This window comes from Pseudacidovorax sp. NFM-22 (assembly GCF_021401245.1).
Classification (GTDB): Bacteria; Pseudomonadota; Gammaproteobacteria; order Burkholderiales; family Burkholderiaceae_C; genus Xenophilus.
The window spans coordinates 485756-511564 of record NZ_JACBFY010000004.1 but is presented as its reverse complement, the minus strand read 5'-3'; the positions used below and the strand labels follow the sequence as shown (position 1 = coordinate 511564).

The window sequence follows — 25809 nt, the reverse complement described above, 5'->3', positions numbered from 1 at the left end:
TTCCGCCTTCCAAACCCCGAGGAGCGAAGTCCCATGATGGATGCGTACGACGCCGCCTATTACCGGCACCATGGCCACCTGACGGTCAATGGCGTGTTCACACCGCCCGAGATGGATGCCGTGGTGCACGACATCGAGGCCTGGGGCGAGTCCTTCCTGGGCGCCCTGCCGCCCGAGCAGCGCGCCTGGTACGTCGACGGCGGCGTTCAGGCCCGCACCGTGTTGCGCAAGCTGGACAACCCCCACACCCAGCGCATGGCCGTGCAGGCCCTGGCGCGCGACCGCCGGCTGCTCGATCTGGTGGAGGCGCTGATCGGCCCGGGCGTGTCCGTGTACTTCAGCCAGATCTTCTTCAAGCCGCCCGAAGGGGGTGGCCCCAAGCCGGCGCACCAGGACAACTTCTATTTCGGCCCCGAGGATCCGGAGGGCATGGTGACCGCCTGGATCGCCCTGGACGACGCCACGCTGGAGAACGGCTGCCTCTACTACGGCGCCGGCACCAACCTGGGGCCGGTGTACGAACACTTCGCGCCGGAGAACGAGCCCTACAACCTGCAGGTGCCGCACGAGATCCTGGACCGCCAGCCGATGACCCCCGCGCCGGTGCGCAAAGGCGGTGTGAGCTTCCACCATGGCAACACCTTCCACTACTCCGGCCCCAACCAGAGCCGCCACTGGCGCCGGGCCTGCGCGCTGCACTTCGTGAGCAACACCAACCATTTCGCGAAGCCGGCCCTGCCCTATGACCACTCGCTGAAGCTGCAGGTGTCGTGATGGATGGATCGACCCCCTCCGCCCGCCCGCGCTTCGAGCTGCAACGCTGGCTCATGCATCCGGCCACGCGCCCCGTCTGGCTGCTCGTGCTGCTGCTGGTGCTGTGGGACCTGGCCGTGCGCGTCTTCTCGATCCCGCCCTACCTGATCCCGCCGCCCGCCGCGGTGGTCAAGCAGCTGGTGGCCGAGTGGCCGATGCTGCTGCAGCAGAGCCTGCCCACGCTCTATGCCACGCTGGGTGGCTTCATCGCCTCGGCGGTGATCGGGGTGCCGATCGCGATGTGGATCGCCTATTCGCGCACGGTCGAAAGCTTCGTCTACCCGCTGCTCGTGTTCTCGCAGTCCGTGCCCAAGGTGGCGGTGGCGCCGCTGTTCGTCGTGTGGTTCGGCTTCGGCATCGTGCCCAAGGTCATCGCCGCCTTCCTGCTGGGCTTCTTTCCGGTGGTGGTCTCCACCGTGCAGGGCTTCAAGTCGGTGGAACCGGACGTGATCGACCTGGCCCGCTCGATGGGCGCCAACCCGCTCAAGATCTTCCTCAAGTTCCGCCTGCCGCAAGCCTTGCCCGCCATCTTCAGCGGACTGAAGGTGTCGGTCACGCTGGCGGTGGTGGGCGCCGTGGTGGGCGAGTTCGTCGGCGCCAACTCCGGCATCGGCTTCGTGCTGCAACGCGCCACGGGCACCTTCGACCTGCCGCTGATGTTCGCGGCGCTGGTGGTGCTTTCGATGATGGGTGTGCTGCTGTTCCTGGCGGTCGAGGTGGTGGAGCGATGGCTCATGCCCTGGCACGCCTCGCAGCGCCACGACCTTCAGGCCACGGCCTGATCGACGCCGCCCCCTTTCGCCTTCGCCCCTCAAGGAGACACTTCGCATGGAACGTCGACACCTTCTGCGCGCGGCCGCTACCGCCGCCCTGGCCGCCAGCATGGCCGCGCCTGCCTTCGCGCAGCAGCGCGACAAGGTCACGCTGCTCTTGAACTGGTACGTGTACAGCGAGCACGCGCCCTTCTTCATCGGCAAGGAGCGAGGCTTCTATGCCGACGAGGGCATCGACCTCGACATCCAGGAGGGCCGCGGCTCCGCGGTCTCGATCCAGGCGGTGGCCGCCAACTCGGCCACCTTCGGCTACGTGGACGTGCCGACCATGATCAAGGCTGCCACCAAGGGCGCACCGGTCAAGGCGGTGGGCGTGGCGCTGCAGGTCAGCCCCATGTCGGTCATGGGCCTGGCCGAGAAGAACATCAAGACACCCAAGGACATCATCGGCAAGACGGTGGCCATGACGCCCGGCGACTCGATGAGCCAGATCTGGCCGCTGTTCCTGAAGAAGACCGGCCTGCAGGAAGGCCAGTACAAGGTGGTCTCCGGCGATGCGCAGACCAAGCTCAATGCCGTGATCCACGGCCAGGCCGACCTCCTGCTGGGCTACCTGATGGACCAGAACATCAAGGTGCAGGACGCCACCAAGAAGCCGGTGCAGGTCATCCGCTTCGCCGACTACGGCGTCAACCTGATCAGCTCGGGCATCGTGGCCCACAAGGACACGCTGGCCAACAAGGGCGACCTGGTGCGGCGCTTCATGCGCGCCACCACGCGCGCCTTCGAGGCCACCGAGAAGGAGCCGGAGGCCGCCATCGATGCGATGCTCAAGGCCAACAGCAAGGCCGGTCAGCGCGACACGCTGATCATCGGCATCAAGCTCACCACGCCGCTCTATCACACGGCCGACACGCAGAAGCTGCGGCCGCTGCGCGCCTCGATGAAGGACATCGACGAATCGCTCGACCTGCTGGTGCAGTACGGCGGCCTCGACGCCGCCCAGCGCGGCAAGGCCCAGGACTGGGTCACCAACGACTTCCTGCCGCAATGAGCGCGGCACTGGCCACCCCGAAGGCGAATCCATGAGTGCCGTGCCGTCCAACGTCGTTCCGCTGGCCGCCGGTGCCCGCACCGGCCAGGTGCTGATCGAAGGCCGGGGCGTTCGCAAGGTCTACCGCACCCGCGAGGGCGAGGTCGAGACGCTGCGGCCGCTGGACTTCCAGATCCGCGCCGGCGAGTTCGTCTCGGTGGTCGGTCCCTCCGGCTGCGGCAAGAGCACGCTGATGAAGATGGTGGCGGGCCTGCTGCCGATCTCCGGCGGCGAGTTGCGGCTGGCGGGCAAGCCCGTCACCGGACCGCAGACCGACGTCGGCATCGTCTTCCAGAGCGCGCTGCTGCTGCCCTGGCGCCGGGTGATCGACAACATCCTGCTGCAGGCCGAAATCCGCGGCATGCCCATGGCCGCCGCGCGCCAGCGGGCCGAGTCGCTGATCGCCATGGCCGGGCTGCAGGGCTTCGAGCACAAGTACCCCTGGCAGCTGTCGGGCGGCATGCAGCAGCGCGTGGCGATCCTGCGGGCCCTGCTGCACGACCCGCCCGTGCTGCTGATGGACGAGCCCTTCGGCGCGCTGGACGCCATGACCCGCGAGCGCATGAACCTGGAGCTGCAGCGCATCTGGCAGGCCTCGGGCAAGACGGTGCTGCTGATCACCCACAGCATCCCGGAGGCGGTGTTCCTTTCCGACCGCGTGCTGGTGATGAGCGAGCGGCCCGGCCACATCGCCGCCACCTACGACATCGACCTGCCCCGCCCCCGCCCGCTGGACGTGATGGGCACCGAGGCCTTCGCCGCCTATGCGCGCCAGCTGCGCGCGCACTTCTACGCGCAGGGTCACCTGGATGCGCACTGAGGCGGGTTCCTCGTCGGCCGGCGCCGGCTTGCCGCTGCGCGTGCGGCGGGTGGAAGCCGGCGTGCGCGACATGCGGCTGCGCCTGCCCTTCCGCTTCGGCCAGGTCACGCTCACCCGCTGCCCGCAACTCTTCGTGCGGGCCGAGGTCGAGATGGCCGGCCACGGCAGTGCAGTCGGCCATGCCGCCGAGATGATGGTGCCGCGCTGGTTCGACAAGCGCTCCGAGCGCGATGCGGCCCACAACATCGCCGACCTGGCCGCCGCCTTCACACGCGCCGCACAGGCGTACGAGAACGACCAGCCCGCCAGCGCCTTCGGCCTCTTCGAGCGCCACTGCAGCGCTCTGGCCGCCGCGGGCCGATCCGCTGGCGAGACCGCCCTGAGCACCACCTTCGGCCAGGCCGTGCTGGACCGCGCCGTGCTCGACGCCCTGTGCCGCGCCGCCGGGTTGCCGGTGCATGAGGCGCTCGCACACAACCTGCCGGGCCTGGCCGACACGCCCCTGCTGCCCGACCTGGCCGGCTGGGACTGGAACGGCTGGCTGCGCACGCGCCGCCCGGCCGCCACCCTGCAGGCGAGGCACACCATCGGCATGCTCGATGCGCTGGACGACGCGTCGGCCGCACCCGACGCCCAGGCCCTGCCCGCCACCCTGCCCGCGGTGATCCGCCGCTACGGCCACCGCTTCTTCAAGATCAAGCTCGGCGGCGACCCGCAGGCCGACCTCGACCGCCTGGACGCCGTGCTCGCCGTGCTGGACCTGCTCTGCCCGCAGCACCGCTACACGCTCGACGGCAACGAGCAATACGCCGACACCGACCGCTTGGCGCAACTGGCCGACGGCCTGCGCACGCTGCCGCGCGTGGCGCAGCGGCCGCAGGCGCTGCTCTACCTGGAGCAGCCGCTGCCGCGCGACGGCAGCTTCGCCCACGGCCTGGCGGCGCTGCGCCTGCCGACGCCGCTGCTGCTGGACGAGGGCGATGCCGCGCTGGACAGCTTCGTGCAGGCGCGCGCGGCCGGCTGGGCCGGCATCTCCAGCAAGGGCTGCAAGGGCATCTGGAAGGCGCTGGCCAACCGCGCGCGCTGCGAGCGTCAGGCGAGCGCCCCGGGCACGCCGCCCTTCCTGTCCGCCGAGGACCTGACCTGCCAGGCCGGCCTGTCGGTCCAGCAGGACCTGGCCTGGGCCGCGCTGCTGGGCCTCACCCATGCAGAGCGCAACGGCCACCACTATGTGGATGGCTTCGGCCCCGCATCGGATGCCGAAGCCCAGGCCTTCGCCGAGGCCCATCCGGACCTGTACGAATGCAGCGCCGGTCGGCCCCGGCTGGCCATCCGCGACGGCGCCATCGCCCTCGGCTCGCTGTTCGCCCGGCCCGGCTTCGCCACCGGCGCCCTGCCCGACTTCGATCACCTGGCACCGCTCGACCGCGCACCGTCGATGGTCTGAGCCGCCCCTTACCCCCGCCATTTCCAGAGAGAGGAGCCTTCCATGGCCACACAACGACTCGGACTGATCATGCACGGCGTCACCGGACGCATGGGCATGAACCAGCACCTGATCCGCTCCATCTGCGCCATCCGCGCTCAAGGCGGCGTCCCGCTCGCCAACGGCGACCGCGTGATGCCCGACCCCATCCTCATCGGCCGCAATGCCGACAAGATCGCGGCGCTGGCCCGTGCGCATGGCATCGAGCGCTGGGGCACCGACCTGGAGGCCGCGCTGGCCAATCCGGACGACACCGTCTTCTTCGACGCCGGCACCACCCAGATGCGCCCGCAGCTGCTGGCCCGGGCCATCCGCGCCGGCAAGCACGTGTATTGCGAGAAGCCCATCGCCACCAACCTCAACGAGGCGGTGGAGATCGCGCGCCTGGCCGACGAGGCCGGCCGCACGAAGGGCATCAAGCACGGCGCCGTGCAGGACAAGCTCTTCCTGCCCGGCCTGCGCAAGCTGGACATGCTGCGCCGCGCCGGCTTCTTCGGCCGCATGCTGTCGGTGCGGCTGGAGTTCGGCTACTGGGTGTTCGAGGGCGACCTGCAGCCCATCCAGCGCCCCAGCTGGAACTACCGCAAGGAAGACGGCGGCGGAATGATCCTGGACATGATGTGTCACTGGCGCTACGTGCTCGACAACCTCTTCGGCGAGGTGAAGTCGGTCAGCTGCCTGGGCACCACGCACATCCCCAAGCGCTGGGACGAAGCCGGCCAGCCCTACGAAGCGACGGCCGACGACGCCGCCTACGCCACCTGCCAGCTCACCGGCCACAACGGCGAGCCGGTGATCGCGCAGATCAACATGAGCTGGGTCACGCGCGTGCGCCGCGACGACCTGGTGACCTTCCATGTCGACGGCACCGAGGGCTCGGCCGTCGCCGGCCTGCAGAGTTGCCGCGCCCAGTCGCGCGTGGCCACGCCGCGGCCAGTGTGGAACCCGGACATCAAGCAGACGATGAACTTCTTCGACCAGTGGCAGGAGATCCCGGACGTCGAGACCTACGACAACGGCTTCAAGATCCAGTGGGAGCACTTCATCCGCCACGTGGTCGAGGACGCGCCGTACAAGTGGACGCTGCCCGAAGGCGCCAAGGGCGTGCAGCTGGTGGAGGCCGCGCTCGACTCCTGGAAGGAGCGGCGCTGGATCGACGTGCCGCCGCTCAAGGTCTGATGGCCGCACCGACGAGGAAACTGCCATGGCCCTGACCCTTCGCCTGCCCGACGCCGACGGCCGCCTGGCCGCCTACACGCTCAGCGGCGCCACGCCGGTGCAGCCGCAGCCAGGCGCCCGCTTCGACCGCATCGCCTATTCCGCCGCGCATGTGGTGGCCGATCCGCTGGCCGCCATCGACCCCTGGCTGCAGTGCGCTGTCGACTGGGACGCCACCCTGGACTACCGCCGCCACCTGTGGTCGCTGGGCCTGGGCGTGGCCGAGGCCATGGACACCGCCCAGCGCGGCATGGGCCTGGACTGGCCCACCTCGCTGGAACTCATCCGCCGCTCCATCGACGCCGCGCGCGACGTCCCCGGCGCCTTCCTCGCCTCCGGCTGTGGCACCGACCACCTGGACCTGGCCGAGGTCCGCAGCGTGGACGACGTGATCCGCGGCTACGAGACGCAGATGGCCGCCATCGAGGCCCTGGGCGGCAAGCTGATCGTGATGGCCAGCCGCGCGCTGGCCCGCGTGGCGACGAGCCCCGCCGACTACGAGCGCGTGTACGACCGCGTGCTGAGCCAGGCGAAGCAGCCGGTGGTGCTGCACTGGCTGGGCGACATGTTCGACCCGGCGCTGGCCGGCTACTGGGGCACCACCGACGTGGACGCCGCCATGGACACGGCCCTGGGCATCATCGCCGCGCATCCGCACAAGGTGGACGGCATCAAGATCTCGCTGCTCGACAAGGACAAGGAGATCGCCATGCGCCGCCGCCTGCCCGCGGGCGTGCGCATGTACACCGGCGACGACTTCAACTATGCCGAGCTGATCGCCGGCGACGGTGCCGGCACCGAGCCCACGCATGGCAAGAGCGATGCGCTGCTGGGCATCTTCGACGCCATCGCGCCCGCAGCGAGTGCGGCGCTGGCGGCGCTGGCGCAGGGCGACACGGCGCGCTTCCACGAGATCCTGGCGCCGACGGTGCCGCTGTCGCGCCACATCTTCCGGGCGCCCACGCGCTTCTACAAGACGGGCGTGGTCTTCATGGCCTGGCTCAACGGCCACCAGTCGCACTTCACCATGGTGGGCGGGCAGCAGAGCACGCGCTCGCTGCCGCACCTGGCCGAGCTGTTCCGCCTGGCCGATGCGGCCCACCTGCTGGCCGACCCGGACCTGGCCGTGCGCCGCATGAAGGCGCTGCTGGCCACGCACGGGGTGGAGGGCTGATGCGCGACCTGTCGCAGGACAGCCGCTGGCTGTCAATCAACACCGCCACCATCCGCCGCCAGCGCGGTGCCGAGGTGCCGCTGGCGCGCATCATCGACCAGTGCGCCGCGCGGGGCATCCGCGCCATCAGCCCCTGGCGCGATCAGGTGGCCGCCGCCGGGCTGGAGGCCGTGGGCCGGCAACTGCGGGCACTGGACATGCAGCTCTCAGGCTACTGCCGCGGCGGCTTCTACCCCGCGGCCGACGCCGCCGGCCTGCGCGCCGCGCTGGACGACAACCGCCGCGCCATCGACGAAGCCAAGGCGCTGGATGCGCCCTGCCTGGTGCTGGTGGTCGGCGCGCTGCCCGGCGCCCTGGAAGGCAAGCCGGTCCACAAGAACATGGCCCGCGCCCGCGGCGAGGTGCGCGATGGCATCGCGGCCTCGCTGGAGTACGCGCGCAACGTCGGCATGCCGCTGGCCATCGAGCCGCTGCATCCCATGCAGGCCGCGGAACGGGCCTGCGTCAACACGCTGGAGCAGGCGCTGGACCTGTGCGACGCCCTCGATCCGGATCGCACGGGCATGCTGGGTGTCGCCCTCGATGCCTACCACTGCTGGTGGGACCCGAAGCTCGAAGCGCAGACGGCCCGCGCGGGCCGGGACCGCCTGCTGGCCTACCACGTGTGCGACTGGCTCACGCCCACGCGCGACCTGCTCAACGACCGCGGGATGATGGGCGACGGCGTGATCGAGCTGCAGCAGCTGCGCGGCTGGGTCGAGGCCGCGGGCTACGCGGGGTACTGCGAGGTGGAGATCTTCTCGACGCAGGACTGGTGGCAGCGCGACGGGGAAGAGACGCTGCGTATCTGCATCGAGCGGCATCGCAGCGTGGTGTGAGGGGCGCGCGCCCTTCGGCCCTTCGACAGGCTCAGGGCGAACGGATTTGGGCCGCGTTACCCTCGCCCTCCGTGCCTTCCCTCCTCTCCTCCGATCCGGCCCGCCGCGGCCGACGCGCCATCGGCTGCATGCTCGGCGCCATGGCCTGCTTCGTCGTCAACGACGCCCTCAGCAAACTCGTCAGCCAGGGGCTGCCGGCCGGGCAGCTCATCTTCCTGCGCGGGCTGATGGCCACGCTGCTGGTGCTGGCCGTGGCCGTCGTGCTCGGCGAGCACCGGCGCCTGGGCGCCCTGCGCCACCCGCGCGTGCTGCTGCGCGCCAGCGTGGATGCCTGCGCGACGGTGATGTACCTGCTCTCGTTGTTCCGCCTGCCGCTGGGCAATGCCACCGCCATCAACCTCGCGGCCCCGCTCTTCATGACGGTGTTCGCCGCCATCTTCCTGCGCGAGCGGCCGGGCGCGGCGCGCTGGTGGGCCGTGGGGATCGGCTTCGTCGGCGTGCTGCTGGTGGTGCAGCCGCGCGGCGACGGCTTCAACGCCTGGGCGCTGCTGTGCCTCTCGGCCACGCTGTTCCATGCGACGCGCGATCTGCTGACGCGCGGGCTCGACCCGGCCATTCCCTCCATCGTGGTCACGCTCTCCACCGCATTGGCCGTCACGCTGCTGTCGGGCGCGCTGTCGGTGGCCGAGGGCTGGCAGCCGGCCGCGGCCGGGCAGCTCGGGCTGCTGGCGCTGTCGTCCGCCTTCCTGGCCACCGCTTACTTCCTGCTGATCCAGTGCATGCGCCAGGGCGAGGTGTCCCTCACCGCGCCCTTCCGCTACTCGGCCCTGCTCTTCGCGGTGGGGCTGGGCTATGCGGTCTGGGGCGACGTGCCCAATGCCTGGGCCTGGGCCGGCATCGCGCTGCTGGTGGGCTCGGGCCTGCAGGTGATCCGCAGCGAGCGCAACCGCCAGCCGGTGCGCACGCTGGAGGCGCAGGCGGAATGAAGGCGACAGCAAGGGCTTTGACCCGCTCCTAGAATCCGCCCGCAGCCACCCTCGGGTGGCCGCCAAGCGTTCTCAGGGCAGGGTGGAATTCCCTACCGGCGGTCATGGTGGAAGGCGACTTCCGCACGAGCCCGCGAGCGCCCGCCGCCGCCGCCTTCACGGGCCGTGGCGGCGGGGTCAGCAGATTCGGTGCGATTCCGAAGCCGACGGTCACAGTCCGGATGAAAGAGAGCGCGAGATGCGGCCAGGCCCTTGGCTGCGTGCGGCGCCATGCCGCGCGCAGCCAAGGGCCGGGCGCGGCTTTTCGTGCATGTTCTCGATGCCCTGATTCAGGCCCACCCTTTGTTCAAAGGCAACACCATGAGTCAGCTCAACGACCTTCCCCTCCAGATCCTGCCCGCCTTGGGCGACCGGCGCATTGCGCTGGTCGAGGCCCAGTGGCATGCGGACATCGTCCACCAGGCGCGCGACGCCTTCCTTGCCGAGATGGAACGCCTGGGCGTGCCCGCCTCGCAGATCGACATCTTCGACGTGCCCGGCGCCTTCGAGATCCCGCTGCATGCCAAACGGCTTGCCCGCAGCGGCCGCTATGCCGCCGTGGTGTGCTGCGCGCTGGTGGTCGACGGCGGCATCTACCGCCACGAGTTCGTGGCCAGCACCGTGGTCGAGTCGCTGATGCAGGTGCAGCTGGAGACCGAGGTGCCCATGATCTCGGCCGTGCTCACGCCGCACCACTTCCACGAGCACATCGAGCACCGCAAGTACTTCCACCGCCATTTCGCGGTGAAGGGCACCGAGGCGGCCGAGGCCTGCGTGAAGACCATCGCGGGGCTCTCGCGGCTGGACGCGCTGCTCGCGGCCTGATCGCGCGCAGTGGCGGGCGGCCTGGCAGCGGGCCGCCCGAGCCTTGCGTCGGTTCAGCGATCCGCCAGTGCCAGCACGGCCGCCCACTCGGCCGGCGTCACCGGCGTGATCGACAGCCGGTTGCCCTTGCGCAGCAGCAGCATGTCGGCGAGCGCCGGCTCGGCGCGCAGCTCGGGCAGGCCCAGCAGCCGCGTCTTGCGCACCGCCTGCACGTCCAGCAGCAGCCAGCGCGGCGCATCGGGCTTGGACGCCGCGTCGTGGTACGGCGAGGCCGCATCGAACTGCGTCGGGTCGGGCCGCACGCCCGAGGCCACGCGCGCGATGCCAGCCACGCCCGGCTGCGGGCAGCTGGAGTGATAGAAGAGCACACCGTCGCCGACCTGCATCGCATCGCGCATGAAGTTGCGCGCTTGGTAATTGCGCACGCCCGTCCAGGGCACGGTCTGCGCGGGCGCGACCAGGGCGTCGTCGATGGAGCATTCGTCGGGCTCCGACTTCATCAACCAGTAGCGGGAACTCATGGCGGCATTGTCCGGGCTGGGGCCGGGCACAGGTTGACGACGTCTCACCTGCGCACCCCGGCCGGTCAGGGCGGCTCAGGACGGGCAGCCGGCAGCGGGCCGCCGCGAGAGGCGGATGCCGTCCGGCAGCCCTGGGATGCCGCGCCGCACCAGCAACTGGCCGTCGCTCCAGATCAGCCAGGGCCGCAGTGGGCCACCGACCGGCGGCGGCAGGCTCGCGCCGTCGATGCGGCCGCGCCATTGCACGGGCGTCCCGGCGCCGCGCGCGAAGGTGGCCTGGTACGCCAGCATCGACTGACGAAAGCTGAGCTGGAAGCCGCCCGGCGCGCACCATGCGCCGTCGACCGGTGCCGGCACGCGCCAGAGAGAGATGCGCTGCGTCCGTAGACGGCCGGGACTGCGGTCGGGCAGTTCCACGGTCTGCGTCTGCTCGGCCGGCCAGCCGGACAAACCGTCCGTGTCGGAGATCACCCGCGTGCCCGGCGCCAGGCGCAGCAGCGCCGGACGCAGCTGCTGCTGCGATTCGGGCGGCAGGTGCATCACGACGATGCTGGCACCGGTGAGGGGCGTGCGCAGAAGGTCCTCCTCCCGGAACACGACCCGGTCCGCCACACCCGCCTGGGCCGCGCGCTGGCGGGCGCGGTTGAGCAGCTCGGGTTCGGTCTCGACGCCGGTGGCGCGTGCACCGGCCAGCGCCGCGGCCACCACCACGCGGCCTTCTGCCGTGCCCAGGTCGAGCAGATGGTCGTCGCTGCGCAGCGCGGCCATCCGGACGATGGCCTGGGCGAGCCGCTCGGCCGCCACCATCGATGCCACGGCGGCTGCATCGCCCCGCGGCTGCGCCCCGGCCGTGGGCACCGCGGCCGTCGCCGCGAGCCCAGGCAGCAGAAGCAGGAGAGGTCGGCAGCGCATCCGGCCAGTATGGTGGGAATAATTCCCGGATGCCAAGCAACGACACCACGATCTATCACAACCCCGCCTGCGGCACTTCGCGCAACACGCTGGCGATGCTGCGCGAGCGGGGCATCGAGCCCACGGTCATCCACTACCTGAAGACACCGCCCGACCGCGACACACTGCAGCGCCTGTGTGCGGACAGCGGCCTCGGCGTACGGGGCGTGCTGCGCGAGAAGGAGGCGCTGGCCGCCGAACTCGGCCTGCTCGATCCCGCCCGCAGCGACGAGGACCTGCTGGACGCGATGCTGGCCCACCCGGTGCTCATCAACCGCCCGCTGGTGGTCACGCCCAAGGGCACGCGGCTGTGCCGGCCCAAGGAGGTGGTGCTGGAGATCCTCTGAGCGCCGTCGCCCAGTGCCGGGCGAAGAGCGCGACAGCGACGGCGCGGCGGATCGGTCGGCGGCGGCCTGGAAGTCCTTGCCGCGTTCCTGGGGCCTGCAGCGCCTGACCGTGGCGCGGGAAAGTCAGGCCGAAGCCGGCGTCAGCAGCTCGCGCCGCGCCCGGCGCACGTTGAAGGCACTGGCGATCAGCACCGCCTGCACCATCGCCAGCCCCAGGATCACGCTGGTGTACTGGCCGGCGTCCATCAGGCGGCCGAAGATCAGCGGCGCCACTGCCTGGCCGATGTCCAGGCCCGCGTACACCACGCCGTAGACGCGGCCGCTGGCGTTGGCGGGGGTGGAACGCTTGACGATCAGGTCGCGCGAGGGGCCCGCAATGCCCGAGGCGAAGCCCATGGCGCCGAACAGCACCGGCACCACCGCGGGCGGAAAGCTCGCCAGGCCCAGCACCAGCGCCAGCGCGGCCGCAATGCCGAAGCCTGCCCCCACGATGCGCTCGCAGCGCGTCGGGTCCGAGGCCAGAAAGCCGCCCAGCACCATGCCCACCGAACTGGCCACCATGTAGACCGTCACGCAGATGGCGACCAGCGCCACCGGCACGGCGTGCAGCCGGCCAGCGGCCTGCGGCGCGAAGGTCTGCACCACGCTGATGACCATGGCGTAGAAAAAGAAGAAGCCGAAGCACATCCACACCGCCGGGATGCGCAGGAAGGCGAAGGCGCCTTCGCTGCCGGGGCCCTGGCCGGTGGCCTTCTGCACGGCCTTGACGTCCAGCGCCAGCGCGGCGCGGCCGACCCACAGCACCACCAGCACCACCAGGGCCAGCACGCCCGCGCTGGCCAGCGCCACACGCCAGGAGAAGGCGATGGCCAGCGGCACCACGAAGGCCGGCGCCAGCGCCCAGCCCAGGCTGCCGGTGATGCCGTGCACGCTGTAGGCATGACCCAGGCGCGTGGGCGCCACCTTGCGGTTGAACAGCGTGTAGTCCACCGGGTGGAAGACGCCATTGCCCACGCCCGCCACGATGGCACTGCCGACCAGGCCCCAGTAGTTGGGCGCCATCGCGTAGCCGAAGGCCGCCAGCCCCAGGCAGCCCAGGCCCACGAAGAGCACCGGCCGCGGGCCCAGCTTGTCGACGATGAAGCCCGAGCCCGCCTGCACCGCGCAGGAGGTGACGAAGAACACGGTCAGTACCGCGCCCAGCTCGGTGTAGCTGACGCCGAAGGCGTCCTTCAGCCAGGGGAAGAGCGGCGGCAGGATCAGCTGGCTGAAATGGCTGATGGCGTGCGCCAGGCCGACCAGGCCGATGAGGGTGGCATCGGAGCGAAGAGAGGAAGAGCCGCCGGGGGGCGACGCAGAAGCAGTGGTCATGGCAGCGGGCCGTGCGTCCCGGGGACGCAGCAGGCGGGTTTCTTGTCGTTGGAGGAAGCGGCTGCGTCACCCGACCCGGGCCCGCAGCGCCCCGCCATGGTAGGCGCCGGAAAACGGCAGAATGCCGACACCCTGCCAACCTGTGTCGAGAACATGCCAGATCTTGCAACGCCTGTCGAAGCGGCCCCGGTCGCGGACATCTCCGCCCGGAAACGGCGCCCGTCCGGCACGCGCCATGCGCTCCCCGCGACGGCCCCGGCCGCCCTCGCCCACAGCGTTGGCCCGCTCACGCCGCACCTCTACGCGCCCGATGCCGTGCGCCCGCTGCGGGCCAAGGAGCATTTCCTTTCCGCCGACACCCAGGTCGAGCCCCACACCCATCCCTGGCCGCAACTCACCTTCTCCACCCGCGGCGTGATCCGCCTCTCGACCCGGGACGGCAGCTACATCATCCCGCCCTCGCGTGCGCTCTGGGTGCCGGCGGACGTGCCGCACAGCATCACGCTGGTGGAAGACGCCGAGCTGCGCACGGTCTACCTGCACCGCTGGCTGGGCCCGGACTGGGCGCGCTGCGAGGTGCTGGAGATCAGCCCGCTGCTGCGCGCCCTGATGCTGGCGCTGGACACCACGCCCGACGGCCTGCCGCCCGCCGACCCGGCGGCGCCGCAACGCGAGCGCTGGATTGCCCCGCTGCTGGTGGACGAGCTGGAGCGCGCCCAGCAGATCCGCATCGACGTGCCGCTGCCGCAGGACAAGCGCCTGCGCCAGCTGTGCGAGGCCGTGCTGCGCGCGCCCGACGACCGCGCCACGCTGGCCGAGCGCGCCCGCGGCATCGGCGCCAGCGAGCGCACCGTGGCGCGCCTGTTCCGCGACCAGCTGGGCATGAGCTGGCAGGCCTGGCGCCAGCAGGCGGTGCTGGCCCATGCGCTGCCGCTGCTGGCCCGCGGCATGGCCGTGAGCCAGGTGGCCACCGCCTGCGGCTATGCCACCGACAGCGCCTTCTGCGCCATGTTCAAGCAGGCGACGGGGAAGTCGCCGACGGCCTTCCAGCATCGGCGGCGCTGACCTCGGCAAAGGCCTCGATCAGGTATTCGACGCAGACCCGCACCTTGGCCGAGCTGGCCAGGCGCTCGGGGTAGACGGCCCACACGTTGGCCTCCTGCCGCCAGTCGGGCAGCAGCTGCACCAGCCGGCCATCGGCCAGCAGCGGCGCCACATCCCACAGCGAGCGCAGCACCACGCCGTGGCCGTCCACCGCCCACTGCACGGCCACCTCGCCATGGTTGGACGACAGCGGGCCGGTGACCTTCACCGCCTCCTCCTGCGCGCCGGCGCGCAGCCGCCACACGCCGAAGGGATGGTCACGCTCCTTGATCACCAGGCAGTCGTGGCTGGCCAGGTCCTGCAGGGTGCGCGGCGCTTCGCGGCGGGCCAGGTAGGCGGGCGCGGCGCACAGCACGCGGTGGTTGGCCGCCAGCCGGCGGGCGATGAGGTGCGGCGCGATCTCGTCGCCCACGCGCACGTCCACGTCGTAGCCCTCGGCGGCCACGTCCACCAGCCGGTCCAGCACCTCCAGCCGCACCTGCAGGCCGGGGTGGCGCCGCGCCATGGTCGAGAGCATGGGCGCCACCACCCGCCGGCCGAAGCCGAAGCTGCTGCTGATGCGCAGCAGCCCGCGCGGCTCGCCGCGGGTGACGGCCACCTCCTGCATCAGCTGCTCCACGTCGTCGAGCACGCGCTGCGCCCAGTGGAAGACGCGCTCGCCCTGGTCGGTCACGCTCACGCGCCGGGTGGTGCGGTGGAGCAGACGCACACCGAGCACGTCCTCCAGCACGCGGATGCGCTTGCTCACGTAGGCGGTCGAGACGCCCAGCTGCTCCGCCGCCGCCGCGAAGCTGGACTGGCGGGCCACGATGAGGAAGACGCGCAGGTCTTCGTTGGCGGGGATATTGCTCACGTTTCGTGGCCAATGTCTTCACGGAAGAGGGATTGTATGAATAACGTGTGCAACGAGAATGCGCACTCTTCCTTCGATGCCAGTCAATTGATCCGTTCGCCCTCTTGTCGAAGGGCTTGTGCCCAGGCTTCGACAGGCTCAGCCCGAACGGTCTTTGGTCGACGGCCCGCATTGCGCCGTTCCTTTCCTTTTCGCTCCCGGAGACCCACATGTCCGCAGCCACCCCCAACCGCCCCTTCCGCATCGCCGTCCTGCCCGGCGATGGCATCGGCAAGGAAGTCATGCCCGAGGGCCTGCGCGCCCTGGACGCCGCCGCCCAGCGCTTCGGCATCGCCATCGAGTACAGCCACTTCGAATGGGCCAGCTGCGACTACTACGCGGCCCACGGCAAGATGATGCCGGACGACTGGAAGGCCCAGCTGCAGGGCATGGACGCCCTGTTCTTCGGCGCCGTGGGCTGGCCGGCCACGGTGCCGGACCATGTGTCGCTGTGGGGCTCGCTGCTGAAGTTCCGCCGCGAGTTCGACCAGTACGTCAACCTGCGCCCGGTGCGCCTGTTCGAGGGCGTGCCCTGCCCGCTGGCCGGCCGCAAGCCGGGCGACATCGACTACTTCGTGGTGCGCGAGAACACCGAGGGCGAGTACACCTCGCTCGGCGGCGTGATGTACGAGGGCACGGAGCGCGAGATGGTGATCCAGGAGTCGGTCTACTCCCGCGTCGGCGCGCAGCGGCTGCTCAAGTTCGCCTTCGAGCTGGCGCAGTCGCGGCCCCGCAAGCACGTCACCCTGGCCACCAAGAGCAACGGCATCGCCATCAGCATGCCCTGGTGGGACAAGCAGGCCGACGAGGTGAAGAAGGCCTACCCGGACGTGGCGCTGGACAAGCAGCACATCGACATCCTGTCCGCGCGCTTCGTGCTGCAGCCGGGCCGCTTCGACGTGGTGGCGGCCACCAACCTGTTCGGCGACATCCTGTCGGACCTCGGCCCGGCCACCACCGGCACCATCGGCCTGGCGCCCTCGGGCAACCTGAATCCGGACCGCACCTTCCCCTCGCTGTTCGAGCCGGTGCACGGCTCGGCGCCGGACATCTACGGCAAGAACATCGCCAACCCCATCGCCATGATCTGGTCGGGCGCGATGATGCTGGACTTCCTGGGCCACGGCGAAGGCGCCTGCCGCCAGGCGCACGACGCCATCCTGGCGGCCATCGAGACGGTGCTGCGCGAAGGGCCGCGCACCCCCGACCTGGGCGGGCAGGCCAGCACGACGGAACTGGGCGAGGCCGTGGCGCGACACATCGCGGGCTGATGCATGAGCCCCTCTCCCCTCGCGGGAGAGGGGTTGGGGAGAGGGGGCCCGCCATGAGGCTCCCCTCAGGGCAGGGCAGGTGCCGTCGCCCCCTCTCCCCAGCCCTCTCTCGCGAGGGGAGAGGGAGCCAGAAGAGATGCCACGGCGGATCCGGCCCCGGACGCTGGACGCTGGACGCTGACGCCAAAAGCCAGACGCCAGACGCCGCGGGCCGCGGCCCGGGCACTTTTTGCCGCTGTCACACTCCGTCCTCTCCGATGACAGCAGGACTTTCTTCTTCCCTTCCCCGCCGCGCGCTCCTCGGGTGGTGGCCCATCGCCGCCCTCGGCCTCGCGGCACTCGCCGGTTGCGGCAGCGCGCCCCGCACGCCCGCAGCCGCGGCAAGCGCCGCGCCCAGTGCCACGGCCTCGCCCGCACCCGCCGGCAGCGGCGCGCCCGCCCCCATCCGCATCGGCATCGCCCTCGGCGGTGGCGCGGCCAAGGGCTTCGCCCACATCGGCGTGATCAAGATGCTGGAGGCCAACGGCCTGGCCCCCGCCGTGGTGGCCGGCACCAGCGCCGGCAGCGTGGTGGGCGCCCTGTACGCCAGCGGCATGAACGCCTTCGAACTCCAGCAGAAGGCCGTCGCGCTCGACGAGGCCAGCATCCGCGACCTGCAGTTCTCGTCCGGCGGCCTGGTGCTGGGCCAGAAGCTGGAGGACTACGTCAACGCCCAGGTCCACAACAAGCCCATGGAGCAGCTGGCCAAGCCCTTCGTGGCCGTGGCCACGCGGCTGGAGGACGGCGAGCGCACCGTCTTCGCCCGCGGCAACACCGGCCAAGCGGTGCGGGCTTCCAGCAGCGTGCCGGGCGTGTTCCAGCCGGTGGCCATCGGCAAGTACCACTATGTCGACGGCGGCGTGGTCAGCCCCGTGCCCGTGGATGCGGCGCGGCAGCTGGGTGCGGACGTCGTGATCGCCGTCGACATCTCCAGCAAGGCGCGCGGACGCGCGCCGGGCGACCTGCTGGGCACCGTGGGCCAGTCCATCGCGATCATGGGTCAGAAGCTGGGTCACGCCGAGCTGACCCGGGCGGACGTGACCATCCGGCCGGCCGTGCTGGACATCGGCGCCGCCGATTTCACGCAACGGGCCAATGCCATCCTCGAAGGCGAGAAGGCGGCGCTGGCCGCCATGCCCCGCATCAAGGAGCGCGTGGCGCAACTGCAGGCGCAGCGCGCCCAGGCCGCCCAGCAGGCACAGGCCCAGGCGGCCCAGGCGCGGCAAAAGACCTGCCTCGAACAGCGCTCCAGCTGGCGCAAGCTGGCCAGTGCGGCCGGGCTCGATGACAGCTGCCAGGCGCCCTGAGCGCCCGCGCTGCGCAAGCGGCGCGCCCTACACCGGCATGACGCCGATCGGCATGCAGTGAGCGGACAATCGCGCGCCACCGTCGCCTGAGCACGGTGCCCGCTTCATGACTGCCCCTGCCGATCCCGACCTCCCCGACTCCACCTCGCCCGCGGTCCCTCCCATGGGCCGGGCCCGCGCCCTGAAGCACTGGTTGCCCTTCCTGAACTGGCCCCGGCCCACGCGCGGCCTGCTGGTCAGCGAGGCACTGGCCGGCCTCACCGTGGCACTGATGGTGATCCCGCAGGGCGTGGCCTATGCGGCGCTGGCCGGCATGCCGCTGGTCACGGGCATCTATGCGGCCCTGCTGCCGGCGCTGATCGCGGTGCTGTTCAGCTCGTCGGCACGGTTGTCGGTGGGGCCCACCGCCCTGACCAGCCTCCTGGTGGGCGCGACGCTCGCGCCCATGGCGGTGCCGGGCAGCGCCGAATGGGTGTCGCTGGCGGTGTGGCTCACCCTGCTGTCGGGCGCCATGCAGATCCTGCTGGGCGCGGCGCGCTTCGGCTGGCTGCTGCGGCTGGTCAATTCGCCGGTGCTGATGGGCTTCACCCAGGGCGCGGCGGTGCTGATCACGCTCTCGCAGCTGCCGGCGCTGCTGGGCTACACCGGCCGCACGCCGCTGCAGGTGATGCAGGGGCCGCCACCGGACTTCATCGCCATCGGCTTCGGCCTGGGCAGCATGGCGCTGCTGTTCTTCGGCAAGCGGCTGTCGCCGCGCATGCCGACGACCATGCTGCTGGTGGCCGGCACCGCCTTGATCAGTGCACTGCTGGGCTACGCGCTGGGCGGCGGCGCCGTGGTCGGCCAGTTGCCAGGCGGCCTGCCCGACTTCTACCTGCCGCAGGCGCTGGGCTGGCACACGCTGGGCACGCTGCTGCTGCCGGCCTTCCTGATCACGCTGGTGAGCTTCCTGGAGACGGCCTCCAGCGCCAAGGTGGACAACGCCCGCGCCGGCAAGCTCTGGAACGAGAACCAGGACCTGATCGGCCAGGGCCTGGCCAAGGTGGCCTCGGGCCTCACGGGCAGCTTTCCGACCAGTTCGTCCTTCTCGCGCTCGGCCATCACGCTGTACGCGGGCGCGCAAACGCAGTGGGCCACGCTGTTCAACGTGGCGGTGGTGGCCGTGGCGCTGCTGTGGGCCATGCCGCTGCTCTACCACGTGCCGCAGGCGGTGCTGGCGGCCATCGTCGCCACAGCCACCATCGGGCTGCTCAAGCCGCGTTCCTTCCTGCAGCTGTGGCGCATCTCGCGCATCGAGGCCGGCATCGCCTTCGGCACCTTCGTGCTGACCATCGCGACGGCGCCCTCGATCTACTGGGGCGTGCTGGGCGGGCTGCTGGCGGCGCTGTCGCACTACATGTACCGGCATCTGCATCCGCGCATCATCGAGGTGGGGCTGCACGGGGACGGCAGCCTGCGCGACCGCCACCTGTGGCACCTGCCGCCGCTGGCGCCGGACCTCTACGCGCTACGCATGGACGCGGAACTGGACTTCGCCTCCGCCAGCACGCTGGAGCGTCACATCACCGAGGCGCTTGCCAGGCATCCGGACCTGCGCCACGTCTGCCTGTTTGCGCAGCCCATCAACCGCGTGGACCTGACCGGCGCCGAGGTGTTCGGCAACATCCGGCGGCTGCTGGAGGGGCGCGGCGTGATGCTGCACCTGTCGGGCCTGAAGCTCCCCGCGCAGCAGGTGCTGGACCGTGCAGGGCTGCTGGCGCCGGGGCCGCTGTTCGCGCAGTACCGCACGGACGGCGAGGCGCTGGCGGCACTGGCCCGTTCATGACCTCCATGCCACGCCCTCGCGGCAGGCACTGACTGCCGCTCTCCCGCACAGCAGCGGGTCACCGAAGTCCCGCGACCAGCTTCAGCCCCAGCCCGACCAGCGCCACGCCCGCCAGCCGGGTCGCGACGGTGCGGGCGGCAGGACGCGTGGCGAAACGCCGCGCCACCTCGCGGCCCATGACCACCAGCAGACCCTGCCAGAGCAGGCTCAGCAGCGTCACGTGCAGCATCATGAGGGGCAGCGTGACCGCCGAAGCGCCGGGCGCGATGAAGAGCGGGAAGAAGGCCACGAAGAAGAGCATCACCTTGGGATTGGCCAGGCTGATCGCGAAGGCGCGCCGGGCATATTCGCGCGGGCTGCGGGGCGCGTGGGGCGAGGCGCTCGACGCGGAAGCGGTGGACCGCAGCATGCCCCAGCCCATCCACAGCAGATAGCCCGCGCCCAGCCACTGCAAGGCGCCGAAGAGCACCGGGCTGGCCTGCAACAGCGCCGCGAGCCCCAGCGCGGCGGCGGCCATGAATAGCGCGTCGCCCGCCAAGGTGCCCCCCACGCAGGCCATGCCGGCCCGCACGCCGCCGCGCGCCGTGGCGTCGAGGATGGCGACGGTGCCCGCACCCGGCACGGCCTGGAAGATCAGGATGGCGATGAGGAAGCTGCCGTAGTTCTGGATGTCGGCCATGGGAATCTCCGCGTTGGGACGACAAGGATCATCCGAGGTCGAAAGCTGCATTCCCAGCCAATATTTCCGGCACTGGTTTTGATTTCCGCTTCTTTTTCCGGCCCAATGCGACGATGGCCAGAACACCCACCGACCCGCTCGACGACACCGCCTGGCTGCTGCTCGGCGCCCTGCAGCAGGAAGGCCGGGCACCACTGAAGAGCCTGGCCGAGCAGGCGGGCCTTTCCGTCGCCGCCACGGCGGAACGGCTCAGGCGCCTGCAGGAATCCGGCGTGGTGCGACGCATCGGCGCCGAATTGGATCCGGCTCTCGCCGGCTACCCGGTCAAGGCGATGGTGGGCATCACGGTCCATCAGCCGGGCAAGAAGGCCTTCCTGGAGCGGCTGCGCACCGCCGCGGAAGTCCTGGAGTGCCATCACGTGGCGGGCGCCGACTCCTACCTGATGACGGTGGTCGCGCCCAGCCTGCCCGAGCTCGAACGCTTCCTGGGCACGATCAATGGCTATGGCGAGACGCGCACCTCCATCGTGTTCTCCACGCCCATCGAACGCCGCGGTCTGGTGCCGGTGGGCAGCCAGCGCGCGTGACCGACCCTCGGCAGGCTAACCATGGCGGCGTCCCTGCCCGGTACGCCGCCTGCGAAAGCTACGAGGCGCTGCCCTGGAGACCCCGGGCCACGTCGGGCCAGGCCAGCCGCACCCGCAGTTCCTGCTTGAGCCGCCGGTTTCGTAGCCGTCGCGACTCGCTCATGAAGCTCATCTGCATGGGCGACAGCTGCGCGACCGCCTCGGCACGCGACAGCCGCGGCGGCCGGGGCAGGCCGAAGAGATCGGCCGCCAGGTTGAAGTACTCGCCCATGCGCAACTGCGTGTCGTCGCTCGCGTGGTAGACGCGCTGCGCCTTCCCGCGCCAGAGGGCGGCGATGCAGGCGCGCGCCAGGTCGTCGGCATGGATGTGGTTCGTGTAGACGTCGTCTTCCGCGCGCAGTGCCGGCGTGCCGCGCAGCAGGCGCTCGCGCGGCGTGCCCGCTGGCCGGTCGGGCGCGTAGATGCCCGGGATGCGCAGGATGCTGGCCCGCAGGCCACGCGCACCGGCTTCGCGCATCGCACGTTCCGCATCGACGCGACGTCGGCCGCGCGCGGTGGCCGGCGCGACCGGGCGGGTCTCGTCGATCCAGTCGCCGCCGCAATCGCCATACACGCCGGTGGTGGAGCCATAGACCAGCACGTCCGGCGCCGCCACCGCGCCGCTGCGGGCCAACGCCTGCAGCAGCGCGCGGGTGCGGGTGTCGCGGTCGCCACCCGCACCCGACTCGCGCGGCGGCGGCGCCAGATGGAGCACGCGGGGCGCCAGCCCGGCCAGGCGGCGCAGCGTGGCGGGCCGGTCCAGGTCGCCCACCAGCGGCACTGCGCCCGCCGCGCGCAGGGCCGGCACCCGCTCGGGTGAGGAGGTCAGTGCCAGCACCCGCATCCGCCCGCCGAGCTGGCGCAGCACTCGCTGGCCCACGTCGCCGCAGCCGACGACGAGCAGCCGCATGCGGCGGAAGCGCGCCGGCAGCGCACCGAGGGGAAGACGGTTTGAAGGCAAAATCGAACGCTTTCCGCAGTCTTGACCGGCCGCGCCCGCCCCACGCGGCGCCAGCGCCGGCACAACCCCCGAAGAATACCCACCCATGTCCGACACCGTGTTCTCCGTGAGCGTGGAGCCCAGCGGCCGCCGCTTCGACGCCGAGGCCGGCGAATCCATCCTGTCCGCCGGCATCCGCCAGGGCATCGGCCTGCCCTACGGCTGCAAGGACGGCGCCTGCGGCTCCTGCAAGTGCAAGAAGCTCTCCGGCGAAGTGACGATGGAGGCCTACCAGTCCAAGGCCCTCAGCGCCGAGGAGGCCGCCGCCGGCTACATCCTGACCTGCCGCGCGCACGCCACCAGCGACGTGGTGCTCGAATCGCGCCAGGTGGTCGATGCCGACGCCTTCCCCATCCGCAAGATGCCTGTGCGCGTGCAGACGCTGGTGCGCCTGTCGCACGACGTGATGCAGCTGCGCCTGCAGTTGCCGGCCGGCGAGCCGATGAAGTTCCATGCCGGGCAGTACGTCGAGTTCCTGCTGCGCGACGGCGCGCGGCGCAGCTATTCGATGGCCAATGCGCCGCACACGTTGTCCGAGCCGGGCACCGGCATCGAACTGCACATCCGCCACATGCCCGGTGGCAAGTTCACCGACCATGTATTCGGCGCGATGAAGGAAAAGGAGATCCTGCGCGTCGAAGGCCCCTACGGCAGCTTCTTCCTGCGCGAGGACAGCACCAAGCCCATCGTGCTGCTGGCTTCCGGCACCGGCTTCGCGCCCATCAAGGCGCTGATCGAGCACATGAAGTTCAAGCGCATCGAGCGGCCCGCCACGCTGTACTGGGGCGGCCGCCGGCCGCAGGACCTCTACATGAACGGCTGGATCCGCGAGCAGCTGGCCGAGATGCCCCAGCTGCGCTACGTGCCGGTGGTGAGCAATGCCGTGCCCGAGGACAACTGGACCGGCCGCACCGGCTTCGTCCACCAGGCCGTGCTCGAGGACACACCGGACCTTTCTGGCCACCAGGTGTATGCCTGCGGCGCGCCGGTGGTCGTGCAATCGGCACAGCGCGACTATGTGGCCCAGGGCGGCTTGCCCGAAGAGGAATTCTTCGCCGACGCCTTCACCTCCGAGGCGGACAAGGCCGCCCCCTGAGCGCCTGCTCCGCCGCATGCCGCGCCTGCCGTCGACCGACGGCGCACGGCCTTCCGATCACAAGACAACCAGAGACACCATGACCCGCCTGATCACCCGCCGCCCCGTGCTCTCCCTTCTGGCCGCCAGCGCCGCCCTGCCCTTCGTGGCGCACGCCGACAGCCGGCCGATCCGCCTGGTCGTGCCCTATGCCGCCGGCGGCCCCATCGACGTCACGGCCCGCGCGCTGGCCGAGCGAGCCAAGGACGCATTCGGCGGCCCGATCATCATCGACAACAAGCCGGGCGCGGGCGGCAACATCGGCGCCGACATGGTGGCCAAGGCGCAGCCCGACGGCCTGACCATCGGCATCGCCGCCACGGCGACGAATGCGGTCAATCCCTGGCTCTACAGCCGCATGCCCTACAACGCGGCCACCGACTTCGCGCCCATCACCCAGATGGTGCGGGTGCCCAACGTGCTGGTGATGAATGCCGAGACGGCGCAGCGCCTGAAGATCAACAGCCTCAAGGACCTGATCGCCTACGCCAAGGCCAACCCGGCCAAGCTGAACTACGGCAGCGGCGGCAACGGCAGCGCCGGCCACCTGGCGGGCGAGATGTTCAAGAAGGCGGCGGGCATCTTCGCCGTGCACATTCCCTACAACGGCGGCAACCCGGCGCAGCTGGCGCTGCTGAGCGGCCAGGTCGACTTCAACTTCGACAACCTGGCCACCGCCGCGCCCAACATCCGTGGCGGCAAGCTCAAGGCACTGGCCGTGACCACGCTGCAGCGCAGTCCCTTCCTTCCGGACGTGCCGCCGGTGGCGGACACGCTCAAGGGCTTTTCCATCGACACCTGGTGGGGCCTGGTGGCGCCGGCGGGTACGCCGCGCGATGTGATCGACCGGCTGAACCAGGCCTTCGTCGGCGCGCTGAACGCGCCCGAGACCAAGACCCGCTTCGCCGCCCTCTTTGCCGAGCCGGTGCCGACCACGCCGGATCAGTTCGGCGCCTTCATGAAGAGCGAACTGGCCAAGTACGAGCAGGTGGTGAAGGCCACGGGCGCGAAGGTGGACTGAGCGCCTGGCGCCGCCCCGGCGGTGCCCCCAAAGCAGAACGGGCCGGCGAAAGCGCGGCCCGTTTTCTTTTTCCTGGCTGTGGCGGCCCACAGGGCCGCCTGCCACGTCACTCGCCCAGGTAGGCCGCGCGCACCTTGGGGTCGCTCAGCATCACCTTGGCGTCACCATCCATGGTGATCAGGCCCGACTCCATCACGTAGCCACGGTCGGCGATCTGCAGTGCGCGGCTGGCGTTCTGCTCCACCAGCAATACCGTCACACCCTGGTCATAGACCTGCTTGACCACTTCGAAGATCTTGTCGCACATGATGGGCGACAAGCCCATGGTCGGCTCGTCCAGCAGCAGCACCTTGGGCCGCGCCATCAGCGCACGGCCCATGGCCAGCATCTGCTGCTCGCCACCCGACATGGTGCCCGCCAGTTGCGTGGCGCGCTCCTTCAGGCGCGGGAAGGTGGTGAACACGCGGTCGATGTCCTGCGCGATGCCGGCCTTGTCGTTGCGCGTGTAGGCGCCGATCTGCAGGTTCTCGGTGATGGTCATGCGCGTAAACACGCCGCGGCCTTCCGGCACCATCACCAGGCCTTCCTTGACCAGGTCCCAGGCGCCACGGCCCTTGATGGACTTGCCCATGAACTCGATCTCGCCGGCCAGCGCGGGCAGCGTGCCGGTGATGGCCTTCATGGTGGTGGTCTTGCCGGCGCCGTTGGAGCCGATCAGCGAAACCAGCTCGCCTTCGCGCACCTCGAAGTCCACGCCCTTGACGGCCTGGATGCCGCCGTACGCGACCTTCAGGCCGCTCACTTTCAACAGAGTCTGTGCCATGCGCGGCCTTTCAGTGTCCACCGGTGCCGAGGTAGGCCTCGATCACCTTCTCGTTCTTCTGCACCTCGGCCGGCGTGCCTTCGGCGATCTGCTTGCCGTAGTCGAGCACCGTGACGCGGTCGCACAGGCCCATGATGAGCTTCACGTCGTGCTCGATGATGAGCACCGTGCGGTTGTCCTTGCGGATGCGGTCGATGAGCTCGCGCAGCTGCACCTTCTCGGTGGCGTTCATGCCGGCAGCGGGTTCGTCCAGCGCGATCAGCTGCGGATCGGTGGCCAGGGCACGGGCGATCTCGAGCCGGCGCTGGTCGCCGTAGCTCAGCGTGCGGGCCTTGAAGTCGGCGTACTTGCCCACGCCCACATAGTCGAGCAGCTCGCGTGCGCGATCGGCGATGGCCCGCTCTTCGGCCTTGAAGCCCGAGGTGCGGAAGATGGCGCCGAACACGCCCGAATGCGTGCGCACGTGGCGGCCGACCATCACGTTCTCCAGCGCCGTCATCTCGGCGAAGAGGCGGATGTTCTGGAAGGTGCGCGCAATGCCGGCCTTGGCCACTTCGTGCACCGCCGTGGGCTGGTAGGGCTTGCCGGCCAGCTCGAAGCTGCCGCTGTCCGGCGTGTACAGCCCGGTGATGACGTTGAAGAAGGTGGTCTTGCCCGCGCCGTTGGGGCCGATCAGGCCATAGACCTGGCCGCGCTCGATGCGGATGCCCACGTCCGACAGGGCCTGCAGCCCGCCGAAGCGCTTGGAGATGCCCTTCACGTGAAGGATGGTGTCTGCCATGAGAGTGGTCC

The 25809-nt window shown here is 70.6% G+C and carries 25 protein-coding genes, 1 pseudogene and 1 riboswitch; of the genes and pseudogenes, 18 read left to right on the top strand and 8 right to left on the bottom strand.

The features are described 5' to 3' along the window. The first annotated feature begins 33 nt into the window (after window positions 1-33). From L0984_RS17235 to L0984_RS17190, 10 genes are all read left to right on the top strand, one after another. Entirely contained in the window at window positions 34-774 is a 741-nt protein-coding gene (locus tag L0984_RS17235) for a phytanoyl-CoA dioxygenase family protein (protein WP_234194941.1), read from the top strand. After that, window positions 774-1595, top strand: coding sequence for an ABC transporter permease (locus L0984_RS17230; protein ID WP_114802474.1), 822 nt, complete (start codon window positions 774-776; stop codon window positions 1593-1595). The genes L0984_RS17235 and L0984_RS17230 overlap by 1 nt, the downstream gene beginning before the upstream one ends. A 46-nt stretch (window positions 1596-1641) precedes the next feature. Beyond that, on the top strand, window positions 1642-2640 hold the full coding sequence (locus L0984_RS17225) for an ABC transporter substrate-binding protein (RefSeq protein ID WP_234194939.1): 999 nt from the start codon (window positions 1642-1644) through the stop codon (window positions 2638-2640). 31 nt (window positions 2641-2671) lie between these two features. Further along, window positions 2672-3499: an ABC transporter ATP-binding protein gene (locus L0984_RS17220; RefSeq protein WP_234194937.1), complete on the top strand. Its 828-nt coding sequence runs from the start codon at window positions 2672-2674 to the stop codon at window positions 3497-3499. After that, window positions 3489-4946: a hypothetical protein gene (locus L0984_RS17215; RefSeq protein WP_234194936.1), complete on the top strand. Its 1458-nt coding sequence runs from the start codon at window positions 3489-3491 to the stop codon at window positions 4944-4946. The genes L0984_RS17220 and L0984_RS17215 overlap by 11 nt, the downstream gene beginning before the upstream one ends. A 42-nt stretch (window positions 4947-4988) precedes the next feature. Beyond that, entirely contained in the window at window positions 4989-6164 is a 1176-nt protein-coding gene (locus tag L0984_RS17210; RefSeq protein WP_234194933.1) for a Gfo/Idh/MocA family protein, read from the top strand. Between the two features lie 25 nt (window positions 6165-6189). After that, window positions 6190-7377: a dihydrodipicolinate synthase family protein gene (locus L0984_RS17205; RefSeq protein ID WP_234194932.1), complete on the top strand. Its 1188-nt coding sequence runs from the start codon at window positions 6190-6192 to the stop codon at window positions 7375-7377. Further along, window positions 7377-8255, top strand: coding sequence for a sugar phosphate isomerase/epimerase family protein (locus tag L0984_RS17200; protein ID WP_234194930.1), 879 nt, complete (start codon window positions 7377-7379; stop codon window positions 8253-8255). Before L0984_RS17205 ends, L0984_RS17200 begins: the two co-directional genes overlap by 1 nt. A 71-nt stretch (window positions 8256-8326) precedes the next feature. Further along, the gene (locus tag L0984_RS17195) at window positions 8327-9241 is read left to right on the top strand and encodes a DMT family transporter (protein WP_234194929.1); all 915 of its coding nucleotides are present in this window, start codon (window positions 8327-8329) and stop codon (window positions 9239-9241) included. A gap of 64 nt (window positions 9242-9305) precedes the next feature. Then, a riboswitch (FMN riboswitch) is annotated at window positions 9306-9478 on the top strand. 123 nt (window positions 9479-9601) lie between these two features. Further along, a complete protein-coding gene (locus L0984_RS17190) occupies window positions 9602-10105 on the top strand; it encodes a 6,7-dimethyl-8-ribityllumazine synthase (protein ID WP_043112514.1) in 504 nt (167 codons plus the stop codon). A gap of 53 nt (window positions 10106-10158) precedes the next feature. On the opposite strand, the gene L0984_RS17185 is transcribed toward L0984_RS17190, so the two are convergent. Continuing rightward, window positions 10159-10626, bottom strand: coding sequence for an EVE domain-containing protein (locus L0984_RS17185; protein ID WP_234194927.1), 468 nt, complete (start codon window positions 10624-10626; stop codon window positions 10159-10161). A 75-nt stretch (window positions 10627-10701) separates the two neighbouring features. Then, a complete protein-coding gene (locus L0984_RS17180) occupies window positions 10702-11538 on the bottom strand; it encodes an SAM-dependent methyltransferase (protein WP_234194925.1) in 837 nt (278 codons plus the stop codon). A gap of 29 nt (window positions 11539-11567) precedes the next feature. On the opposite strand from L0984_RS17180, the pseudogene arsC reads away from it, so the two are divergent. Then, a pseudogene (gene arsC, locus L0984_RS17175) lies at window positions 11568-11921 on the top strand (arsenate reductase (glutaredoxin)); the annotation flags it as partial. A gap of 126 nt (window positions 11922-12047) precedes the next feature. Here arsC and L0984_RS17170 read toward each other — a convergent pair. Then, entirely contained in the window at window positions 12048-13295 is a 1248-nt protein-coding gene (locus L0984_RS17170; RefSeq protein WP_234194923.1) for an MFS transporter, read from the bottom strand. Between the two features lie 153 nt (window positions 13296-13448). On the opposite strand from L0984_RS17170, the gene L0984_RS17165 reads away from it, so the two are divergent. Further along, on the top strand, window positions 13449-14360 hold the full coding sequence (locus L0984_RS17165) for an AraC family transcriptional regulator (protein ID WP_234194921.1): 912 nt from the start codon (window positions 13449-13451) through the stop codon (window positions 14358-14360). Here the strand turns inward: L0984_RS17165 and L0984_RS17160 are convergent. Next, window positions 14308-15252 (bottom strand): LysR substrate-binding domain-containing protein, encoded by a 945-nt coding sequence (locus L0984_RS17160; RefSeq protein ID WP_234194919.1) that lies wholly within the window; start codon window positions 15250-15252, stop codon window positions 14308-14310. The two genes, L0984_RS17165 and L0984_RS17160, sit on opposite strands and share 53 nt — an antisense overlap. A gap of 209 nt (window positions 15253-15461) precedes the next feature. On the opposite strand from L0984_RS17160, the gene L0984_RS17155 reads away from it, so the two are divergent. The 3 genes from L0984_RS17155 to L0984_RS17145 all read left to right on the top strand — a co-directional run bounded on the left by L0984_RS17155 (window position 15462) and on the right by L0984_RS17145 (window position 19733). Continuing rightward, window positions 15462-16562: a tartrate dehydrogenase gene (locus tag L0984_RS17155; protein WP_234194917.1), complete on the top strand. Its 1101-nt coding sequence runs from the start codon at window positions 15462-15464 to the stop codon at window positions 16560-16562. Between the two features lie 257 nt (window positions 16563-16819). Further along, window positions 16820-17908, top strand: a complete 1089-nt coding sequence (locus L0984_RS17150) for a patatin-like phospholipase family protein (protein ID WP_234194916.1) — start codon at window positions 16820-16822, stop codon at window positions 17906-17908. Between the two features lie 163 nt (window positions 17909-18071). After that, a complete protein-coding gene (locus tag L0984_RS17145; protein WP_234195055.1) occupies window positions 18072-19733 on the top strand; it encodes a SulP family inorganic anion transporter in 1662 nt (553 codons plus the stop codon). A 58-nt stretch (window positions 19734-19791) separates the two neighbouring features. Here L0984_RS17145 and L0984_RS17140 read toward each other — a convergent pair whose 3' ends face one another. Further along, the gene (locus L0984_RS17140) at window positions 19792-20412 is read right to left on the bottom strand and encodes a LysE family translocator (protein ID WP_234194913.1); all 621 of its coding nucleotides are present in this window, start codon (window positions 20410-20412) and stop codon (window positions 19792-19794) included. A gap of 113 nt (window positions 20413-20525) precedes the next feature. Between L0984_RS17140 and L0984_RS17135 the strand changes: the two genes are divergently transcribed. Next, on the top strand, window positions 20526-20999 hold the full coding sequence (locus tag L0984_RS17135; RefSeq protein WP_234194911.1) for an Lrp/AsnC family transcriptional regulator: 474 nt from the start codon (window positions 20526-20528) through the stop codon (window positions 20997-20999). A 58-nt stretch (window positions 21000-21057) separates the two neighbouring features. Here the strand turns inward: L0984_RS17135 and L0984_RS17130 are convergent, their stop codons facing one another. Continuing rightward, window positions 21058-21999 carry an SDR family oxidoreductase gene (locus tag L0984_RS17130; RefSeq protein ID WP_234194909.1) on the bottom strand — a complete coding sequence of 314 codons (942 nt, stop codon included), beginning with the start codon at window positions 21997-21999 and terminating at the stop codon, window positions 21058-21060. 85 nt (window positions 22000-22084) lie between these two features. Here L0984_RS17130 and L0984_RS17125 point away from each other — a divergent pair, with 85 nt between their 5' ends. Both L0984_RS17125 and L0984_RS17120 read left to right on the top strand, forming a co-directional pair. Then, window positions 22085-23134, top strand: coding sequence for a CDP-6-deoxy-delta-3,4-glucoseen reductase (locus tag L0984_RS17125; RefSeq protein WP_234194908.1), 1050 nt, complete (start codon window positions 22085-22087; stop codon window positions 23132-23134). A gap of 79 nt (window positions 23135-23213) precedes the next feature. Further along, on the top strand, window positions 23214-24194 hold the full coding sequence (locus L0984_RS17120; RefSeq protein ID WP_370646036.1) for a Bug family tripartite tricarboxylate transporter substrate binding protein: 981 nt from the start codon (window positions 23214-23216) through the stop codon (window positions 24192-24194). A 106-nt stretch (window positions 24195-24300) separates the two neighbouring features. Here L0984_RS17120 and L0984_RS17115 read toward each other — a convergent pair whose 3' ends face one another. Both L0984_RS17115 and L0984_RS17110 read right to left on the bottom strand, forming a co-directional pair. Continuing rightward, window positions 24301-25017: an ABC transporter ATP-binding protein gene (locus tag L0984_RS17115; protein WP_234194907.1), complete on the bottom strand. Its 717-nt coding sequence runs from the start codon at window positions 25015-25017 to the stop codon at window positions 24301-24303. Between the two features lie 10 nt (window positions 25018-25027). Further along, window positions 25028-25798, bottom strand: a complete 771-nt coding sequence (locus L0984_RS17110) for an ABC transporter ATP-binding protein (protein ID WP_017757258.1) — start codon at window positions 25796-25798, stop codon at window positions 25028-25030. Window positions 25799-25809: the final 11 nt, after the last annotated feature.

Excerpts from the sequence above, each read along its gene's own strand:
- L0984_RS17230 (WP_114802474.1), top strand. The coding sequence starts at position 774 with ATGGATGGATCGACCCCCTCCGCCCGCCCGCGCTTCGAGCTGCAACGC.
- L0984_RS17220 (WP_234194937.1), top strand. The coding sequence starts at position 2,672 with ATGAGTGCCGTGCCGTCCAACGTCGTTCCGCTGGCCGCCGGTGCCCGC.
- L0984_RS17125 (WP_234194908.1), top strand. The coding sequence starts at position 22,085 with ATGTCCGACACCGTGTTCTCCGTGAGCGTGGAGCCCAGCGGCCGCCGC.
- L0984_RS17145 (WP_234195055.1), top strand. The coding sequence starts at position 18,072 with ATGGGCCGGGCCCGCGCCCTGAAGCACTGGTTGCCCTTCCTGAACTGG.
- L0984_RS17135 (WP_234194911.1), top strand. The coding sequence starts at position 20,526 with ATGGCCAGAACACCCACCGACCCGCTCGACGACACCGCCTGGCTGCTG.
- L0984_RS17200 (WP_234194930.1), top strand. The coding sequence starts at position 7,377 with ATGCGCGACCTGTCGCAGGACAGCCGCTGGCTGTCAATCAACACCGCC.
- L0984_RS17165 (WP_234194921.1), top strand. The coding sequence starts at position 13,449 with ATGCCAGATCTTGCAACGCCTGTCGAAGCGGCCCCGGTCGCGGACATC.
- L0984_RS17180 (WP_234194925.1), bottom strand. The coding sequence starts at position 11,538 with ATGCGCTGCCGACCTCTCCTGCTTCTGCTGCCTGGGCTCGCGGCGACG.
- L0984_RS17115 (WP_234194907.1), bottom strand. The coding sequence starts at position 25,017 with ATGGCACAGACTCTGTTGAAAGTGAGCGGCCTGAAGGTCGCGTACGGC.
- L0984_RS17155 (WP_234194917.1), top strand. The coding sequence starts at position 15,462 with ATGTCCGCAGCCACCCCCAACCGCCCCTTCCGCATCGCCGTCCTGCCC.
- L0984_RS17170 (WP_234194923.1), bottom strand. The coding sequence starts at position 13,295 with ATGACCACTGCTTCTGCGTCGCCCCCCGGCGGCTCTTCCTCTCTTCGC.
- L0984_RS17140 (WP_234194913.1), bottom strand. The coding sequence starts at position 20,412 with ATGGCCGACATCCAGAACTACGGCAGCTTCCTCATCGCCATCCTGATC.
- L0984_RS17205 (WP_234194932.1), top strand. The coding sequence starts at position 6,190 with ATGGCCCTGACCCTTCGCCTGCCCGACGCCGACGGCCGCCTGGCCGCC.
- L0984_RS17110 (WP_017757258.1), bottom strand. The coding sequence starts at position 25,798 with ATGGCAGACACCATCCTTCACGTGAAGGGCATCTCCAAGCGCTTCGGC.
- L0984_RS17235 (WP_234194941.1), top strand. The coding sequence starts at position 34 with ATGATGGATGCGTACGACGCCGCCTATTACCGGCACCATGGCCACCTG.
- L0984_RS17225 (WP_234194939.1), top strand. The coding sequence starts at position 1,642 with ATGGAACGTCGACACCTTCTGCGCGCGGCCGCTACCGCCGCCCTGGCC.
- L0984_RS17190 (WP_043112514.1), top strand. The coding sequence starts at position 9,602 with ATGAGTCAGCTCAACGACCTTCCCCTCCAGATCCTGCCCGCCTTGGGC.
- L0984_RS17185 (WP_234194927.1), bottom strand. The coding sequence starts at position 10,626 with ATGAGTTCCCGCTACTGGTTGATGAAGTCGGAGCCCGACGAATGCTCC.
- L0984_RS17120 (WP_370646036.1), top strand. The coding sequence starts at position 23,214 with ATGACCCGCCTGATCACCCGCCGCCCCGTGCTCTCCCTTCTGGCCGCC.
- L0984_RS17150 (WP_234194916.1), top strand. The coding sequence starts at position 16,820 with ATGACAGCAGGACTTTCTTCTTCCCTTCCCCGCCGCGCGCTCCTCGGG.
- L0984_RS17215 (WP_234194936.1), top strand. The coding sequence starts at position 3,489 with ATGCGCACTGAGGCGGGTTCCTCGTCGGCCGGCGCCGGCTTGCCGCTG.
- L0984_RS17210 (WP_234194933.1), top strand. The coding sequence starts at position 4,989 with ATGGCCACACAACGACTCGGACTGATCATGCACGGCGTCACCGGACGC.